The following is a 16760-nucleotide window of genomic DNA, read 5'->3' as shown; positions in this document are numbered from 1 at the left end:
CAATTTAACGCCATGCGCCAGTCGCTAAAGCTGGTATTGTCATTTGCACTATTAATGATGTCGAGTCACGCCTCGGCAACGTTAGAAATTGTCATCACAGAAGGTGTTGATAGCGCACGCCCAATCGCTGTTTTGCCATTTCAATGGCAAGGCGCAGGCCCTATGCCTGAAAATATCAGCAAAGTCGTAAGTGATGACTTATTGCGAAGTGGCAAGTTTAGCCCTATTGCGGCAAGTCGCTATCCACAGCAAGTTTACACAGATAAAGATGTAGACTACGCCGCGTGGGCAGCAGAAGGCGTTGAAGCAATCGTAGTAGGTAGCGTAAGTGAAGCGGGTATTGGGCGCTATCAAGTAAACTACCAGTTAATTGACGTGATTCGCGGCCAAATTACAGGCGGCAAATCTCAAATGTTAAGTGGCGGTCGTTTAGTTGCAGACTCTGCACACTTAATGTTGGACAGCGGCGCACAAATTGGTGCGAGTCAATTTCGTCGCTTTGCTCATCAAATTAGTAACGCGGTTTATGAAAAGCTCACCGGCGAGCGCGGTGCATTCTTAACGAAAATTGCTTACGTCATTGTGCGTGACAATGGCGATTTCCCTTACCAATTGGTTTTTGCTGATTACGACGGTCACAACGAGCAAGTGCTATTAAAGTCAAAAGAACCTTTAATGTCGCCAGCGTGGCACCCAAGTGCTGAGCAGTTAGCGTATGTGACGTTTGAAAACCGCCAAGCGCAAGTTCATATTATTGATATCTATACAGGTAAGCGCCGTTTAATTAGTTCATTCTCTGGTATCAATGGCGCACCGCGTTTCTCACCAGATGGCAAAAAACTGGCATTAGTGCTGTCAAAAGATGGTAACCCTGAAATTTATACGTTAGACATCGCTTCTAATAAGTTACGTCGAGTGACTCGCCATCGTGCGATCGACACTGAACCAAGTTGGAGTCCTGATGGTAATTCATTGATTTTTAGTTCAGAACGGGGTGGAAAACCACAGCTTTATCGCGTAAATTTAGTCGATGGTAAAGTAAGACGCTTAACATTTGACGGCGAAATGAACTTAGGTGGTAGTTTAACTCCTGATGGTCGTCAATTAATTATGGTTAACCGAACGCGCGGTCAGTACCATTTAGCGAAACAAGAGTTAGATACTGGTGTATTCCAAGTATTAACAAAAACTCGCTTAGATGAGTCGCCGAGTGTATCACCAAATGGTGGCATGATAATCTATAGCACTATGCACAGAAGTCGCCAAGTGTTGAGTTTAGTGTCTGTTGATGGCCGCTTCAAAGCTCGCTTACCGGCATTGAATGGACAAGTAAAATCGCCAGCTTGGTCACCATTTTTATAATAATTATTAGTTAATTCTATTTACATGAATAAGGAAAATAAAATGCGCTTGAATAAAGTAATGAAGAGTGTAGCAATTGCATTACCTATGCTTGCATTAGGAGCTTGTAGCTCAAGCTCAGACACTGACGGTCAAAGCCAAGTTGACACCAACGCAAGTCAAACAGCTTCACAAACTCAAACGTCAGACAACGTACAAGTAACTGCAGCACAACGCGCAGCAGAAATTGAAGAGCAAAAGCGTCGTGAATTAGAGCAACTTCGCTCTGAGCACATTGTTTACTTCGACTTCGATACATCATCATTATCAGGCTCTTACTCAGCAATGCTTGATGCACATGCTAAATACTTGAACAACAACTCAGGTGTTAAAGTATTAATTGAAGGCCACGCAGATGAGCGCGGTACGCCAGAATACAACATCGCACTTGGCGAGCGTCGTGCAAAAGCGGTTGTTACTTACTTAGAAAACATGGGCGTTTCTCCGTCACAACTTAGCGTTGTAAGCTACGGTGAAGAAAAGCCAATGGTAAAAGATCGCACTGAAGCGGCTTTTGCTAAAAACCGTCGTGCTGTATTAGTTTACTAATTCGTAACTAATTACAAGTAACTAGGTAAATAGGACGGTAATGAAACTCAATAAAGTTTTATTCGGGCTTTTTGTTGCAGCTAGCACTCCTGTAGTGTTAGCTCAGCAACCGGCACCGGTGTTAGAAGTAAATGCTGGCTCTGGTTCGTTGTCAGATCGTATCGCGAATTTAGAGCGTCAATTAAGCGCACGTAATCGAGCACAAGTAAATATTCAACGTCAGCTTGATGAATTACAAACAGAGATGAGTGAATTGCGTGGTGTAACTGAGTTACATAGCCACCAACTCACGCAAGTGCTTGAACGTCAACGCGAGCTGTATCAAGAAATTGAACGCCGTGTTTCTGAAGCGCTTAAAACGCCTGCCCAAGTGCCTGCTGCACTTGCCGCACCGCAAGGTTCAGCTCCTGCAACTAACTACAGTAGCAATTTAACTGAAAATCAAGCGTATGATCGTGCAGTTAATATGGTGCTTAAAGAAAAGCAGTACGATAAGGCGATTCCTGAGTTTCAAGCGTTCAATAAAAACTTTCCTAATTCTTCCTACGCACCTAATGCTCATTACTGGCTAGGTCAGTTGTTATTCAACAAAGGTGAGTTAGCGCAAGCTGCCGCTGAGTTCGATATTGTCGTTCAGCGTCACACCACTTCAAATAAACGCCCTGATGCTATGCTAAAACTAGGCATGGTTGCACAAAAGCAAGGTCAAAACGCTAAAGCGGTTGCTATGTATCAGCAATTGATTGCGCAGTACCCAGACTCGACTGCAGCACAATTAGCCCAGCCTAGATTGCAAAGTTTACAGTAAATTTGTCGGTAACTTATTCTATTTGTTTGCTATTTGGGCAAACAAACCTGAATTACTAAAAAACATCAAAAATGTTGTTGCACTGACAAAAATTATAAGTATCATATGCGGCGCGTTGAACGAGAGGGCAACGCAACAACAAATGTCGGTCGTTAGCTCAGTTGGTAGAGCAGTTGGCTTTTAACCAATTTGTCGAAGGTTCAAATCCTTCACGACCGACCACTTTTCTTACCAAGGAGAAGTGTGAGGTAACTCATTTGTGACAACAATTTATATCGGTCGTTAGCTCAGTTGGTAGAGCAGTTGGCTTTTAACCAATTTGTCGAAGGTTCAAATCCTTCACGACCGACCACTCTTTTCGCAGCAATGCGAATACTAAATAAGTAGTGATGTAAATTGTCGTAAAATTTCTGATATCGGTCGTTAGCTCAGTTGGTAGAGCAGTTGGCTTTTAACCAATTTGTCGAAGGTTCAAATCCTTCACGACCGACCACTTTCTTAATCTTGTTAAGTAATTGACAGTTAAGTAAGTAACAGAAATAAAAATCTGATATCGGTCGTTAGCTCAGTTGGTAGAGCAGTTGGCTTTTAACCAATTTGTCGAAGGTTCAAATCCTTCACGACCGACCACCTTTTCTAACCTTGTTAGAGCGGTGACAAAATATCAAATCTATATCGGTCGTTAGCTCAGTTGGTAGAGCAGTTGGCTTTTAACCAATTTGTCGAAGGTTCAAATCCTTCACGACCGACCACCTTTTTCAGGTGAATGAGTTTAAGTAGAGAGAAAAGCCAAGGCTTTTAACACTTAAACCCAAAGAATGGTCGAAGGTTCAAATACTTCACGACCGAGCACCTTTTTCAGGTGAATGAGTTTAAGTAAAGAGAAAAGCCAAGGCTTTTAACGCTTAAACCCAAAGAATGGTCTAAGGTTCAAACCCTTCACGGCCAACCACCTTTCTAATCTTTTTAGAGCGGTGATAAAATATCAAATCTATATCGGTCGTTAGCTCAGTTGGTAGAGCAGTTGGCTTTTAACCAATTTGTCGAAGGTTCAAATCCTTCACGACCGACCACCTTACTTTCAAATCCTAATTTACCTAAGAAATCAAAGCCAAGGCTTTTAACGTTTTTACCTAAATTAAGTGTCGAAGGTTCAAATCCTTCACGACCGACCACCTTACACTTATACTCAATATTTACAGCGATTCCCAAAGCCAAGGCTTTTAACGTTTTTATCCAAATTAAGTGCCGAAGGCTCAAATCTTTTACGACCGACCACCTTACTTGCAAATCCTAATTTACCTAAAAAATCAAAGCTAAGGCTTTTAACTGTTGTACCTCAATCAAAAGCCAAATTTCTTTAAAACCAACTCTTTATTCTTAAACCTTTAGAGTTAAACTCGCTATTTCAGCGTTAGAACAATCAAATAAGCCCAAGCGATTATTGACCTGTTTATAGCCTTTGAAGAAAGCAATCACCGTTATTCGGATTTTAACTAGGATATATGACAACGCCATGACCTTAGGTACACTTTCTAATGGCTTTGGCGTATAATCGTCACCCGATTTTGTTCCCGTCAAAAAATTAGTTTAGAGAAAGGTAATGTCACAATCGAACTTAGCAGTTGATATTGATTTTCAATTTCCTGCCAAACCTCAGCCTCTTACTGCTGAGCAAAAAGCGCAGTACAAAGAAAGTATCAAAAAGCTGTTAAAAGAAAAAAATGCAGTACTTATCGCGCATTACTACACAGACCCAGAAATCCAAGCATTAGCCGAAGAAACAGGTGGCTGTGTTGCTGACTCGTTAGAAATGGCTCGTTTTGGTAACCAGCACGAAGCTGACACCCTAATTGTTGCTGGTGTACGTTTTATGGGGGAAACCGCCAAAGTACTTACGCCAGAAAAAACAGTGGTTATGCCGACACTGGAAGCCACTTGTTCACTAGATTTAGGCTGTCCAATCGACAAGTTCGATGCGTTTTGTAACGAGCACCCAGATCGTACGGTAGTAGTTTACGCAAATACCTCTACGGCGGTAAAAGCGCGCGCAGATTGGATTGTTACCTCTTCTTGTGCACTTGAAATCGTTGAGCATTTAGACGAACAAGGTGAAAAAATCCTTTGGGGTCCAGATCGCCACTTAGGTAACTATATCGAAAAGCAAACAGGTGCCGACATGCTAATGTGGCAGGGTGCTTGTATCGTTCACGACGAGTTCAAAACCAAAGCGCTAAAAGACATGAAAGGTCTGCACCCTGATGCAGCCGTTTTAGTGCACCCTGAATCGCCAGCGGAAATTGTTGAACTAGCGGATGCGGTTGGCTCAACTAGCCAACTGATTAAAGCGGCACAAGAATTACCGAACAAGAAGTTTATTGTTGCGACCGACCGTGGCATTTTCTACAAAATGCAGCAGTTATGCCCAGAAAAAGAATTCTTCGAAGCTCCAACAGCAGGTCAAGGGGCGGCATGTCGCAGCTGTGCACATTGTCCGTGGATGGCAATGAATGGCCTAAAAGCGATTGAAGAAGCGCTAATTGACCCATCAGGTAAAGAAATCTTCGTCGACATGGAACTACGCGAAGGTGCACTGCGTTCAACCAACCGAATGTTGGAATTCTCTGCCTCGTTAAAGCGGTAAACTGTAAGTAAATCAACAGCATTTGTTGCTGAAATCAGGCGAACTGATTAACGACTGAGCAGTTACCTGCAAATAATAAAGAAAGCCTTGCTAAAACAAGGCTTTTTTTCTACCATAGCGCAGCTTTTTTAAAGCGCTGTCTAGCTAATGAAGGACTTGTTGTAAGTTGCTTAGCAAGAAAATCTATTCAAAATAAGGTGACGTGTCCGAGTGGCTGAAGGAGCACGCCTGGAAAGTGTGTATACGGCAACGTATCGAGAGTTCGAATCTCTCCGTCACCGCCATTATCTTGCAAGCCGCAACCTGCTTGGCGTCCTTAGTTTTCAAGGAGTTAGCAAAAACTGTATTAACCCTGACTGGTACAAAAGGTTAGTACAAAATGCCAAATATGACTACACCTAAGCAGCATTCATCATCAGGAATTTATTACTTCCGCAAGGGAGTACCCAAAGACGTCCGACACATCCTCAAAAAGACAGAATTCAAAGCCTCTCTTGATACTAAGGTACTGGCTGAAGCTAAGAGTCGTATAGGTCGTTATATTGCGGAAGCAGAAAATGAAATAGCTCTAGCAAGAGCATCATTAGCTAGTACATCAGAGCTAACTCCTAGAGACCTCGCTATATTGGCTGATAGATGGTTAGATGAAGCTATTGCTGAAGTAGAAAGCTCAGGAGAGTTCACAAAGTATACTCAATCAGTTCCTTATTTTGATGAGACTAGAGGACAACAGAGAGAGCATCTTGTAGGTACTTCAGACTTCTTAGACCTAGAAGATAAAGACGATAGTTTTCTTGCTAGCTACTATAGAGACACGATAGAAAGCTTGCTAAAGGCTCAATCAATAGCCATTCCCTTTGATACTCAGCAGTTTAAAGACTTAGCGGTCAAGGTACATAACGCCTCGCTAAAGTTAGAACAGCTATGCCTTAAACGTTTAGATGATGATTGGGTGAGTAAGCCTGAAACGATTCATCAGGAGCGTTTATCATCTGAAAGCACCAAGCCAGCAATTACTATTCAGCGGAAAGCTGCTGATGTTCGCTTATTATCTATGGTCTATAAAGAGTACCGAGAGTACGTGCTCAAGATAGATGAAAATGCTAACACTGCCTCAAAGGAAAAGACCCTTGATGAGGCGAAGCTAGATGTAACTCGGTTTGTTGAAACTATCGGAGATAAGGATGTTAGAGACATCACCAAGACCGATATCATCGACTATAGAAGTTGTTTATTGAAGCTGCCAAAATCGAAGAAAGCTGCTATCAAGCGCCTCCCATTGTTAGAGCAAGTTGAGTTAGCCGAAAAAGAAGGGCTGACAACACTTTCTACATCGACAGTAAACAAGAATATCAGGTTGCTATCAGGTGTGCTTCAGTATGCGGTAGATATAGCCCTTATATCTGTGAATCCAGCTCACGGAGCAGGTATTACAGCGTCTAAATCAAAGGCCAAACTGGAGAAGGTAGCTGAGAAAGGTTACCAACAGACTGAGATTGCGGAGTTATTCAGTAATAGCGCTTTCAACGATGCTAATGCTGACCACCCTTACGGAGCTGCTTGCTACTGGTTGCCAATTCTATGCTATTACACTGGAGCAAGGATTCAAGAATTAGCTCAGTTGTACCGCTCTGACATCAAGAGCGACAACGGAGACTACTACATCTCTATAACAGAAGATTTGGATGGTAAGACAGTCAAAAATTTATCCAGTGTTCGAGATGTTCCAATTCATTCACACCTTATTGAGCTTGGCTTTATTAGGTTTGTCGACTCATGTTCAGGCAATGAGCTATTTGGACAGTTACCCAAAGACAAGTATGGAAAGAGAGCTTCATCTATCGGTAAGTGGTTTAAACGAATAGCAGAGGATTCTCTTTCGACAAGCTTGGAAGGCAGGCAGCCGCTACACTCATTTAGGCACACATTCAAAACTCTTTGCCGCTCGTTAAAAATACCAGAAGACATCCATGATGCTTTGACAGGTCACTCGGGAAACTCAGTTAGCAGAAGCTACGGAGAAATGCCGCTAACGACTCTTAGTGAGGAAATCAACAAGATTCCTCGACTGGGACTATCTCCAATACATTGATTTTAGAGCTTAACCTATATACTAAGTATCATTCACTAATTCAACTTTCTTTACTAGTCTAGGGTCAGGTTGCTTAGTAAGTAAGGGAGTGGCTGTGTCTAAAGTGCCTCAGTTCACAGCGAGCTATATTGAGACCCTTGAGCCTATAGGAAGAGAATATTCTGTATCTGAATTGATAACGGTAGGTTTTAGGCTTCGAGTCATGAAAACGGGTCGAGTTTGCTACACGATCAATAAGGTTGTAGATGGCAAAAAGATTAGAAGAACATTTGGAGCATATGGTGAGATGTCTGTTGAGGAGGCTAGGAGGGAGGCGGTAAAGCTCGGTGCTGAACTGCGAGTGGATAGGCTTAATGACCCCATAAAACCTAGTAATAGAGACAATAGGCTAAGAAGGTATCTTCCTTCATTTTATAAGTCATTTGATTGGCAGAGGCTCAGTGAAAAGACTCAAGTAGAGTACAGGAGAAGTATTGAGAACCTGCTGCATCATCCTCCTTTCAAAGATATCACCTACTTAATGAAACGTTCAGTTCTGAAGGCATATTTAGACTCGATAGCTTTCAGGGCTCCTGTAACTGCCAATAGAACTAAGGCTGCTATTAGTAAGCTAATCCAGTTCTTAATTGATACAGATGTTCTTCCTTATAATGTGACGCTGAAGCTGAGGAAGTACCCTGAGAAACCAAGGAGAAGATCATTACATTCAGAAGATGAGCTAAAAACGCTGTTCGCCTACTTAAATAGCAGCAAAGCCATATCTTGCCTGACCTCTGATTCTATTAAGCTTTACCTTCTTACTGGCTGTCGTAAAGAGGAACTAAGATTACTAGCACCTACTGAGCTTAATATGAGGGAATCGAGGTTTATTATTCCCGATGAGAGAAGTAAGACTTGCCAGCGTATTGTACCTCTTGTTGAGTCAGCTAAATTCATACTCGCTAAATACAACTCTACAGACAAATTAGTTCTGCAAATAGCAGGTAATGAACTGAAGACAGATACCGTAAACCAAGCCTTAGTAAGAGCCTCAGAAAAGCTACTAGTTGCAAAGGCTACTTGTCGTGATTTAAGACGTACAGTGGGAACAATTATGGCTATACAGAAAGTGTCACTAGAGGTCAGGAAGAGGGTATTGGGTCATAAATTTAAAGAGGTTACTGACTCTGTTTACAATGTCTATGACTTCTTTGATGAGAAGCTAGCTGCACTCACTAAAGTTGAGGACTACCTGATAGATTGCGGGCTGTGGGATTGATGCTTGAATATTAACCTATGGCTTGGGTTTCGTCGTGTTTCTAAGTGGTTGATATAGTTGTTTTTAAGTGAGAAACTTCGTAGAGCCTATCTTTTAGGTTTCAGTAGTAATCATAAGGAAATGTCTATGCGATATCTCGTAACTTCTCTAGTTTCAATTATTCTTCTTGCAGGGTGCGCTGCACCAATCACTAATCAATATGCTTTCTTTGATGTTCATAGTGTACCTAGCGGTGCATGGATATATAACGAGAATGGTCAGGTGCTGGGGCAGACTCCAATGAGAGTGCAAACAACTCACCCTACAGCTTACAATGTCACAGCAAACATTAGATTGAAGTGGGCGAGTGGTTACTCAGTGAATCAACAGTTAACAGGTAATAAAGGTATCATATATCAGAATACTATCAGCAGAGATGACCACGGCTCAGACCTATTCAAACAAGACCTAGCATATGCCCTTGAGCTCCAGAAAAGCAACTCATTATCTCAGTCCGCAAGAGCACAACAGCAAGCGGCAGAGGCTCAAGCAACTATGGGAGCAGCAGCTTGGTTAAATATGTTAAACAACTCTTCAAAAGGAAACTAAAAAGGTAATCAATGAATACAGAACCTCAAGACACGAACGATGAGCTAGCTAACTTCCAGAGGTTAGTTACTAAGGTAATAATAGGTATAGCTCTCTTCTTTGCGCTCATCGTTACAGTCCACATTTACAACTTCTTCATAACAGGAAAAGCTGACCAAGAAGCCTTCGCTCAGTTTGGTGATTATATAGGCGGTCTATTAAACCCTGTTTTGGGCTTTTCTACAGTATTGCTGTTGATTTATTCAATACGTATTCAAGGTCAGGAGCTCAGAAATACAACTGAAGAGCTCAAACTGACTCGTCAGGAGATGAAGCTGGCTAATGAAGAAGCGAAGAAATCAGCTAAAGCAATGCTTAGACAGTCTGAACTAATGGAACAGAGAGACCGTATTGAACAGATTAATAAAGTTATCGAGCAAGTTACTGACGAGTTAGATAAAATTTTCGAGATTCAATGGGAAGTGCCTCGTGATTTTGTTGCAGCTCATTCAGAGTATTACTCTCTATCTAGAATCAGCATCAACCAGTTAATAGGAATCGATGAAAAGGTATCTATGGGCGTATATCATGAAGGGTCAGAGCAGAAGAAAGGGTTAGATATATATACTCGTTACTTATCCACTGTAGAGCATTCAAGAGGAGAGTATTACTCCAAGTTAGTAGCGAAAGATGTTCTTTATGGTAGCCGCTTAAAGCTTAACAGACTCGGCTCGTGTCTATCTGAATTGATTGCAACGGGTTTAAGTGTGACTCTTTGTCAAAAATTAGTTGATGACTTCTCATTAAAGCTAAAGGGGTTGGAGCATCTAGGAATGATTAGCAGTATGTTTAGTCACTCTTGTTTCAACTCTTTGCAGGATTCCGTCTCGGAGAGAAAACGCCACGAGCCAAGGTTTAGAATTACTATAAACAGGGACGAATAAGTACCCCTACAGAATAACTCAAAAAAATTCTGTGAGACCATGCTGAGATAGGGCAAGGTCGCTTTCATATATAAGGGGTGGGGTCTTCTCTATGAGCTTAAAAATTGTAGGGAACCTAATTTGCCTCACCTCACACAAATTCACTCTTCTTTTTCTTTTGAGCCTTAGCTGATGTTGCTTTCAGCGGCTCTAGCTCAATCACCCAATTCCAAAACCTTTCGACGATGTTCGTTAATGTGTACTAGTATAGACTAGAGCTCACAGCTACCAACTTTGCATGTAACATAATGATAATTTAGATATACAGGTGTCAGTATATATCTTCGCACGATAAACAGGATTAGGAATCTATGAAAGAACAAAAGCATCAATTTGATTGGGATTCTCCTATAGACTTTTCACTTTCAGCAGGTTCATCTAATGAAGAGGTGATGCCTTCAGATGCGTTGGAGAGAAATAAGTATGCCGAGTACCTGACTTCATACATAGCATCTTTAGGAGAACGTAATTATGTTCTCAATCTTGACAGTGATTGGGGAACAGGCAAAACATACTTTTTGAAGCGATGGTATATGTCTATTCAGCGGCAGTACCCATGTATTTATGTCGATGTTTGGAAGCATGACTATTCTGATGACCCGCTCTTAACTCTAATATCTGCTTTAGAGTCTCAGTTTAGCACCCTAAGGGGGCATAAAGAGTCATCAACAGCATATAAATCGGTAGGCAACTTCTTGAAAGGGGTTGCTCCTCATATAGCGAAAGCTATGGTTTATAAAGCTACAGGAGTTAAGCTGGACGAACTAGATGAAGGGCTAGAAAACACAGATAGAAAAAACTTAGCTGAAGTTGCTGGAGCGGCTACTAAACAACTGATAGATCAACATAATGAGCAGTCCAGAGCGATTGACGAATTCAAATTGCTAATAACGGCAAGTGTATCAGCCCTAGTTCAGCAAGATAACAAAGAATATAGATATCCACTTTATATCTTCATTGACGAGCTCGATAGGTGTAGGCCTACCTTTGCAGTTGAGCTTTTAGAAGTTGTAAAACATCTATTTGATATTCCTAATGTTGTTTTTGTAATAGGTAGTGATACCGAGCAACTTCAAAGTGCTATAAAGGTTCTATATGGTTCTGAATTTGACTCTAGGCAGTATTTGACACGGTTTTTTCATAGAAGGTTTACGCTTCCCGAACCCTCAGTTAGGCATTTTTTGAATGTATGTCAGACTGTTGGTAACGATAGGTTGGAATATCTATATGATAGAAACTTGTGGCCAGTTATCAAAGAAGGATTGAATAAAGTAAATGACTTTCGGGATGTGTGCTCAGCAATATTGACTGCATTTCAAATGAAATTGAGAGATTCAGAACTAGTCATGGATAGGTTAATGAGTTCTATAATTTCAGCATCTCGTGCACAACCGATTAATTGGATATATCTGCTATTACTGTTTTGCCTTAACCATAAGTTTCCATTTCATTACAAGCTGTTCAAAGAAGGGAAACTTACCCGGATTTCTCCTGATGGGAGTATTGACTCTACACACAGAGAGCACTTAAGGTCATTGCAAAAAGAGTTAAAGCACTCAGAGTTCGTTTTTTTTATACATGTTGATCAGTATTCGAACACAGATTCTGACTCTATTGAGGTCAATGTTTCACAGATTATAGAATGGTCTTACATGATTTACTTTGATAGTGAATTTGAAAGAAGTCTTGAAGAAGATATTCATTCCATTAGTGTTAAGTCTCGGATGTACATTTCTTTGAGTAAATTTCAAAAAGAGCACAAAGAAAGAAGAACGAATTACTTCAATATGGTTGAAGTTGCTGATTTATTCGACTAACCCCAACCAAAAATCTAGAAAAATTTCTGTGTACCCATTCTGAGATAGGGCAAGGTCGAGTTCATATATAAGGGGTAGGGTCCTCTATCTGAGCCCAGAGAATGTAGTGAACCTAGTTGGCCTCACCTCACACAAATTCACTCTTCTTTTTCTTTTGAGCCTTAGCTGCCGTGGCTTGTAGCTAATGTAACGACCGCACTAAGTCTTCATTCTTTATACCTAAAGCTGGCTATAACGGCTCACAAAAGCACTACTGCGCCAGCATCATCAATAGCATCTTAAAAAGTGCACTTTATGAGATGTTATGTGTTGACATCTTAAAATATGTCTTATAATGTATTTTTCACAACGTATTAGGAGTTTTAATAGTATGGGTGAGAGAGTAGGCTATGCTCGTGTATCTTCTGTAGGTCAGTCGCTAAAGGTGCAGCTACAGAAGTTAGAAGCATATGGGTGTGACAAGGTATTCAAAGACAAGCACTCAGGTACAACTGCTGATAGACCTCAGCTAAAACAATGCCTTGAGTATATACGGACAGGAGACCAACTAGTTATCTCTAGGCTAGATAGGCTATTTCGTTCTACCTATCACTTAACCAGAGTAGCTGAAGAGCTGAAGCAGAAAGGTGTGGAGTTAGTTGTGTTAGACCAGCAAATAGATACCTCTACATCAACGGGAAAGCTCTTGTTCAATCTACTAGCGAGTATTGCTGAGTTTGAAAATGAAATACGCAAAGAAAGGCAACTAGATGGCATTGAAGCAGCTAAGGCAAAAGGTGTTCAGTTTGGCCGCAAAGCTAAGCTGACAGATGAGCAGTTGCTGCAAATGAAAGAGGATAGAGAAGGCGGCATGTTAGTTAAAGATGTTGCCACTAAATACGGCTTAAATAAGAGCTCCGTTTATCGACTCTTAGCAACCTTAAATGAATCAGACTAGATACATCAGCAGCACGCTATTAGCAGGTCTTAGCGATCAAAACTAGCTAAAGCAATACGATTCCTTAGGTCACTCCCTAAAGTCCTCTTACAGGATCGCTATGGGCGTGTCTAAGGGGCATAACAGACTAATTTACTTAATATTAAAAGCATCAAGGAGTAACAGACATGCTTACATCATCAATTCAATCAGCTAACACGAAAATTAAATCAATCTACAAGCTTGTGGAGTTTAGCCTATTCGAGGGAGCTATAGAGCTTGAGATAACTAAGAAACATTTCTTTTTAAGGCTAGTGGTAGCTGAGGTCTATATTAGCGCAGAAGAGTTTCAAGTTTACTGGGTTAAATAGACCACTGACAGTATGAGGCATCATTGAGAGTTACTGTGTGTTGCTCTCAATGTTGCTAAACCAGCTTACTTACGGACGAGATAGAATGTTAATTTTGACGATTGCGGTAGTGCTTGAGCTGCTTCTATGGAAAGGCTTATCTATTGAATTCTGGCTCAAGACAGTCTTACCACTGACCCTAATTATTACACTGCTGATGCTACCTTATCTGACGTAGTTGAAGGGTCAGCCAGCAGCTAGGCAATTCCCACTTCTTCAGCTTCAGCATTGAATAGTGACATACAGTAATCTATGACCTCACTAATGAAATTATAGACCTCAGTATGATATGGATTATTGGTTGGGTGGCTGATGAAGTTGTATTCTTTGATAGCCTCAGTTTGAGTCTCTATAGGAGTTAACCAAGTAGCTACTCTATAAGAGTATATAGAGTTTTCCTTTAGTCTTTCTAAAGGGGGCTTTTTTAATTTTCACTATCAACTGCCTTCCTTGGCGGTCAATAACAACTCAGCTTAAAGCCAGTGTTTTAAAGCCTTATAACTGACTTGGTGGCTCCTGAGCTAGGTAGTCTCTCATATCATCGTCCACCTCCTGAGGGTAGGCGCTCATATACTGTTGTAAGGCGATGCTATATGCTTCAGCGACATCATCTTCACTTAGGTTCAGGTGCGGGTTTGCGACCTCAGATAAATCAGTGATGAAGCCTACAATATTCTCACCTAGAGCCTGCAATATATCACCGCTAATATCTGGCGTTTTGCTTTTTAGGTGAGAGATGATATCAAATGCAGCATTACCTATGCCTTCTACAGCGTCCACAGATGTATTGATAGCTTGAAGCATCGAATCAGAGCTGTATTGCTCATTGATGATACTAATAGCTTGTTGCTCTAGTTGGTCATATTGATCCTGCTCTTCTGGCGTAGCATCTTCCTCTTGCATCTGAGTATCAGGCATCTGTTGCATACCTTGAGAAACTTCTTTACGAGAATTGATGTAGCTCTCTTGAGCAGTAGGAGCGTTGAGCTGCCTTTCTGCTTCTTGACTATTAGCTAGTAGTTGTTGATGAGCTTCACGGTTACGCTGCTCAATTTCTTGTAATAATGACACTTATTATCTCCATGAGTTAGTTGATGAATCGTAGTAGCGAGCTGAGGATCCTTCAGTGTTAGAGGTCTTAGGGACTCGACTAATTAATGAGTTGCTGCTAGCGGCCGCTTGACTCCCTTGTCTTGAGAGCTCTGCTGTCCGAGCAAGTAAGTTTCCAGAGTTGCCTACAGAGGGGGCTTTAGGCATGTAACGACCATTAAGGTTCGATAGGTCTTCACCAACAGGCAGATAAGTAGAATTATTTCTAGTCAGCTCTCTATCATATTTACGCTGTTCATCTCTTGCTACAGAAGCCTGAGCCATGTTAGCGCCCACGTTAAGCGCAGTAGAAGCTACCAAAGCACCGCCAGCAGTTGTAGGGGTCATAGCACTAGCGATACTAGCAAGTAATCCTCCACCGCCACTAGCTGCCACTGTGCTACCAACCGTAGTAGCCGCCCCTGCTCCTGTCACCGCTGCTCCAGTGGTTGCCGCTCCAGTAGCTGCTGCTGCCCCTGCTCCAACTGTGGCTCCTGCTGTGGACGCTGCTGTAGCTCCTGCTGTGGCTGTCGTAGCTGCTGCACCTGCTCCTGTGGCTGCGGCACCTCCTGAGGCCGCTGCTGTTCCGAATGCTCCTGCCGCTGCTCCTGCTGTGAAGTAGATGGCTACTGCAATTGCTACGGCTTTGAATACCTTTGAAGAGGCTACTTTCTTGACTATCTTGACTGCTGACTTGAAGCGCTTCTTGACGCCTCTTGCTATTTTCTTAAATGCTTTAGACATTTAGCTTTGCGTATTGCTTTCCTTTAAGTTGATAACCGTGTTTTTCAAAGAGCTCAGACATACCTTCAGAGGTCTCATTCAGACGCGACAGACCGAGGCAACTCACAGCTAACTTAGGTATGCGGTTGCACCAGTTGATGTAGGTCTCTACTAACTGAGTCCCTAATTGGGAGCGTCTGTAAGATGGTGTTACGTAGATGCAGATGTCCTCAGCAACTAGCTCCTTACAGTAGGCGTGTGAGTCTACGTGACCCAACACAAGACCTCTTATCTTGCCCTCTGACATAGCTACTACAGCTAACTGATGAGGACTAAGGACGCACTCTGAGATAACACTGAGCATCTTTGTTTTATCAACGGTTAGATGACCTTCTTCACCTTCTTTGAAGGCTCTGATTGACATCTTTAGGATGTCTTCGATGTGAGACTTACGAGCCTCGGTTAGGATGATGTCTTTCAATGGTTTTCACTCCTTTTTGAGTGGAAGATAGTTGATTTTTGGTGTTTTTTAGAGACTTTCAGGTGTCTTTATGATGTCGCTAGGATATTGAGTTGTGACCTCCTTAGAAGCTCTGGTAATGGTCGTTAAGACCACTCAGCATAGGACTTGTGGTTAAAATGAATGAGGAGGGCTGGTGTGCTAGAAGACCTATGAACAAGGTTAACAATTGCTTACTTTATAGCCCCCACAGAAAAGAGCCTTTGTTCGCCTGTGTTGAGGTGGCTTGGCTTTCTTCTCCTAAGGAGGGCTTTTTAGAGGAGCATGCTTCTGTTAGTACAATGAAGACATCACTAGACCTAGATACTCAGGAACTTAAAGCAGCAAGAAGAGGGCATAAGAAGATCATACTGAGGACTTAACTTCTGAGTAAGATGATTGGGTGCTTTAAGCTTTTAAGTCGCTCAGAGGATCACTGAATACGTCTTGAAGGTATCTTATAGGCTAGCTAAGCAGATAGTAGAGTCTTCTGGCTACAGTAGTCTTAACATTGGACTTGAACAGAAGAAGAGGAACGACTCATTAAGGACTCCTCTTGAGCGTCTTCAGCTTACTACAATTAATATTGTCTGCGGATGTAGATACACTCTATTAGATACTCAGTCAGAGACTCAATAGGAGTACTCTATAAGAGTATATAGAGTTTTCCTTTAGTTCTTCAATAGGGGGCTTTTTTGGAGTTCATTGATTTTACTGACTATTTTTATGTCCTTACTCAACAGTTAGTTGTCATTGTGATGCTAGGTTATTTAGGCAGTATCAGGTGGTGTTTTACACTAGTACAAAAAGCTAGTACAAAAGGTGAAAACTGTGTAACCTTAACTTATTGATAAATTGGGTTTTTACCTTTTTGCTTACGTATCGAGAGTTCGAATCTCTCCGTCACCGCCACCCCTAGCCCTTATTCCCACTGGCTTTGTCAAAATCCCCCTGATTTTTTGTGACTCGTATGTGACCATCCAAATTATTTATTTCCAAGTTGA

The 16760-nt window shown here is 41.7% G+C and carries 13 protein-coding genes and 7 tRNA genes; 17 read left to right on the top strand and 3 right to left on the bottom strand.

Annotated features, from left to right (window positions below; translation table 11 throughout):
* The first annotated feature begins 12 nt into the window (after positions 1-12).
* The 17 genes from tolB (at position 13) to ACSLUR_RS14605 (ending at position 13056) form a co-directional block, all read left to right on the top strand.
* The gene (tolB, locus tag ACSLUR_RS14685; RefSeq protein ID WP_258872251.1) at positions 13-1362 is read left to right on the top strand and encodes a Tol-Pal system beta propeller repeat protein TolB; all 1350 of its coding nucleotides are present in this window, start codon (positions 13-15) and stop codon (positions 1360-1362) included.
* 42 nt (positions 1363-1404) lie between these two features.
* Entirely contained in the window at positions 1405-1950 is a 546-nt protein-coding gene (gene pal / locus ACSLUR_RS14680) for a peptidoglycan-associated lipoprotein Pal (RefSeq protein WP_116000559.1), read from the top strand.
* Between the two features lie 40 nt (positions 1951-1990).
* Positions 1991-2758, top strand: coding sequence for a tol-pal system protein YbgF (ybgF, locus tag ACSLUR_RS14675; RefSeq protein ID WP_116000558.1), 768 nt, complete (start codon positions 1991-1993; stop codon positions 2756-2758).
* Positions 2759-2904: 146 nt separating this feature from the next.
* Positions 2905-2980: transfer RNA gene (locus tag ACSLUR_RS14670), tRNA-Lys, on the top strand.
* Positions 2981-3034: 54 nt separating this feature from the next.
* Positions 3035-3110: transfer RNA gene (locus ACSLUR_RS14665), tRNA-Lys, on the top strand.
* Positions 3111-3175: 65 nt separating this feature from the next.
* Positions 3176-3251: transfer RNA gene (locus ACSLUR_RS14660), tRNA-Lys, on the top strand.
* A gap of 61 nt (positions 3252-3312) precedes the next feature.
* Positions 3313-3388: transfer RNA gene (locus ACSLUR_RS14655), tRNA-Lys, on the top strand.
* A 46-nt stretch (positions 3389-3434) separates the two neighbouring features.
* Positions 3435-3510: transfer RNA gene (locus ACSLUR_RS14650), tRNA-Lys, on the top strand.
* A 245-nt stretch (positions 3511-3755) separates the two neighbouring features.
* Positions 3756-3831, top strand: a tRNA-Lys gene (locus ACSLUR_RS14645).
* A 530-nt stretch (positions 3832-4361) separates the two neighbouring features.
* Positions 4362-5402, top strand: coding sequence for a quinolinate synthase NadA (gene nadA / locus ACSLUR_RS14640; protein WP_116000554.1), 1041 nt, complete (start codon positions 4362-4364; stop codon positions 5400-5402).
* A gap of 196 nt (positions 5403-5598) precedes the next feature.
* Positions 5599-5686 (top strand) — tRNA-Ser (locus tag ACSLUR_RS14635).
* 95 nt (positions 5687-5781) lie between these two features.
* Entirely contained in the window at positions 5782-7494 is a 1713-nt protein-coding gene (locus tag ACSLUR_RS14630; RefSeq protein WP_448555769.1) for a DUF6538 domain-containing protein, read from the top strand.
* Positions 7495-7588: 94 nt separating this feature from the next.
* On the top strand, positions 7589-8752 hold the full coding sequence (locus ACSLUR_RS14625; RefSeq protein WP_448555767.1) for a tyrosine-type recombinase/integrase: 1164 nt from the start codon (positions 7589-7591) through the stop codon (positions 8750-8752).
* Between the two features lie 126 nt (positions 8753-8878).
* Positions 8879-9340: a hypothetical protein gene (locus ACSLUR_RS14620; RefSeq protein WP_448555765.1), complete on the top strand. Its 462-nt coding sequence runs from the start codon at positions 8879-8881 to the stop codon at positions 9338-9340.
* 11 nt (positions 9341-9351) lie between these two features.
* Positions 9352-10263, top strand: a complete 912-nt coding sequence (locus ACSLUR_RS14615; protein ID WP_448555763.1) for a hypothetical protein — start codon at positions 9352-9354, stop codon at positions 10261-10263.
* A gap of 350 nt (positions 10264-10613) precedes the next feature.
* Entirely contained in the window at positions 10614-12119 is a 1506-nt protein-coding gene (locus tag ACSLUR_RS14610; RefSeq protein WP_448555761.1) for a KAP family P-loop NTPase fold protein, read from the top strand.
* Positions 12120-12489: 370 nt separating this feature from the next.
* Positions 12490-13056 carry a recombinase family protein gene (locus ACSLUR_RS14605; RefSeq protein ID WP_448555759.1) on the top strand — a complete coding sequence of 189 codons (567 nt, stop codon included), beginning with the start codon at positions 12490-12492 and terminating at the stop codon, positions 13054-13056.
* Positions 13057-13940: 884 nt separating this feature from the next.
* Here the strand turns inward: ACSLUR_RS14605 and ACSLUR_RS14600 are convergent.
* Genes ACSLUR_RS14600 through ACSLUR_RS14590 form a run of 3 tightly spaced genes read right to left on the bottom strand, consistent with a single transcriptional unit; the run spans position 13941 to position 15738 of the window.
* Positions 13941-14516, bottom strand: coding sequence for a hypothetical protein (locus ACSLUR_RS14600; RefSeq protein WP_448555757.1), 576 nt, complete (start codon positions 14514-14516; stop codon positions 13941-13943).
* Between the two features lie 3 nt (positions 14517-14519).
* Complete coding sequence (locus ACSLUR_RS14595; protein ID WP_448555755.1) at positions 14520-15278, bottom strand: hypothetical protein; 759 nt, start codon at positions 15276-15278, stop codon at positions 14520-14522.
* The gene (locus ACSLUR_RS14590; protein WP_448555753.1) at positions 15271-15738 is read right to left on the bottom strand and encodes a GNAT family N-acetyltransferase; all 468 of its coding nucleotides are present in this window, start codon (positions 15736-15738) and stop codon (positions 15271-15273) included. The genes ACSLUR_RS14595 and ACSLUR_RS14590 overlap by 8 nt, the downstream gene beginning before the upstream one ends.
* Between the last annotated feature and the right edge of the window lie 1022 nt (positions 15739-16760).

This window comes from Thalassotalea montiporae (assembly GCF_053485855.1).
The sequence above is the reverse complement of the archived record's forward strand: the minus strand, read 5'-3'. Positions and strand labels throughout refer to the sequence as shown.

Excerpts from the sequence above, each read along its gene's own strand:
- tolB (WP_258872251.1), top strand. The coding sequence starts at position 13 with ATGCGCCAGTCGCTAAAGCTGGTATTGTCATTTGCACTATTAATGATG.
- pal (WP_116000559.1), top strand. The coding sequence starts at position 1,405 with ATGCGCTTGAATAAAGTAATGAAGAGTGTAGCAATTGCATTACCTATG.
- ybgF (WP_116000558.1), top strand. The coding sequence starts at position 1,991 with ATGAAACTCAATAAAGTTTTATTCGGGCTTTTTGTTGCAGCTAGCACT.
- nadA (WP_116000554.1), top strand. The coding sequence starts at position 4,362 with ATGTCACAATCGAACTTAGCAGTTGATATTGATTTTCAATTTCCTGCC.
- ACSLUR_RS14630 (WP_448555769.1), top strand. The coding sequence starts at position 5,782 with ATGCCAAATATGACTACACCTAAGCAGCATTCATCATCAGGAATTTAT.
- ACSLUR_RS14620 (WP_448555765.1), top strand. The coding sequence starts at position 8,879 with ATGCGATATCTCGTAACTTCTCTAGTTTCAATTATTCTTCTTGCAGGG.
- ACSLUR_RS14615 (WP_448555763.1), top strand. The coding sequence starts at position 9,352 with ATGAATACAGAACCTCAAGACACGAACGATGAGCTAGCTAACTTCCAG.
- ACSLUR_RS14610 (WP_448555761.1), top strand. The coding sequence starts at position 10,614 with ATGAAAGAACAAAAGCATCAATTTGATTGGGATTCTCCTATAGACTTT.
- ACSLUR_RS14605 (WP_448555759.1), top strand. The coding sequence starts at position 12,490 with ATGGGTGAGAGAGTAGGCTATGCTCGTGTATCTTCTGTAGGTCAGTCG.
- ACSLUR_RS14595 (WP_448555755.1), bottom strand. The coding sequence starts at position 15,278 with ATGTCTAAAGCATTTAAGAAAATAGCAAGAGGCGTCAAGAAGCGCTTC.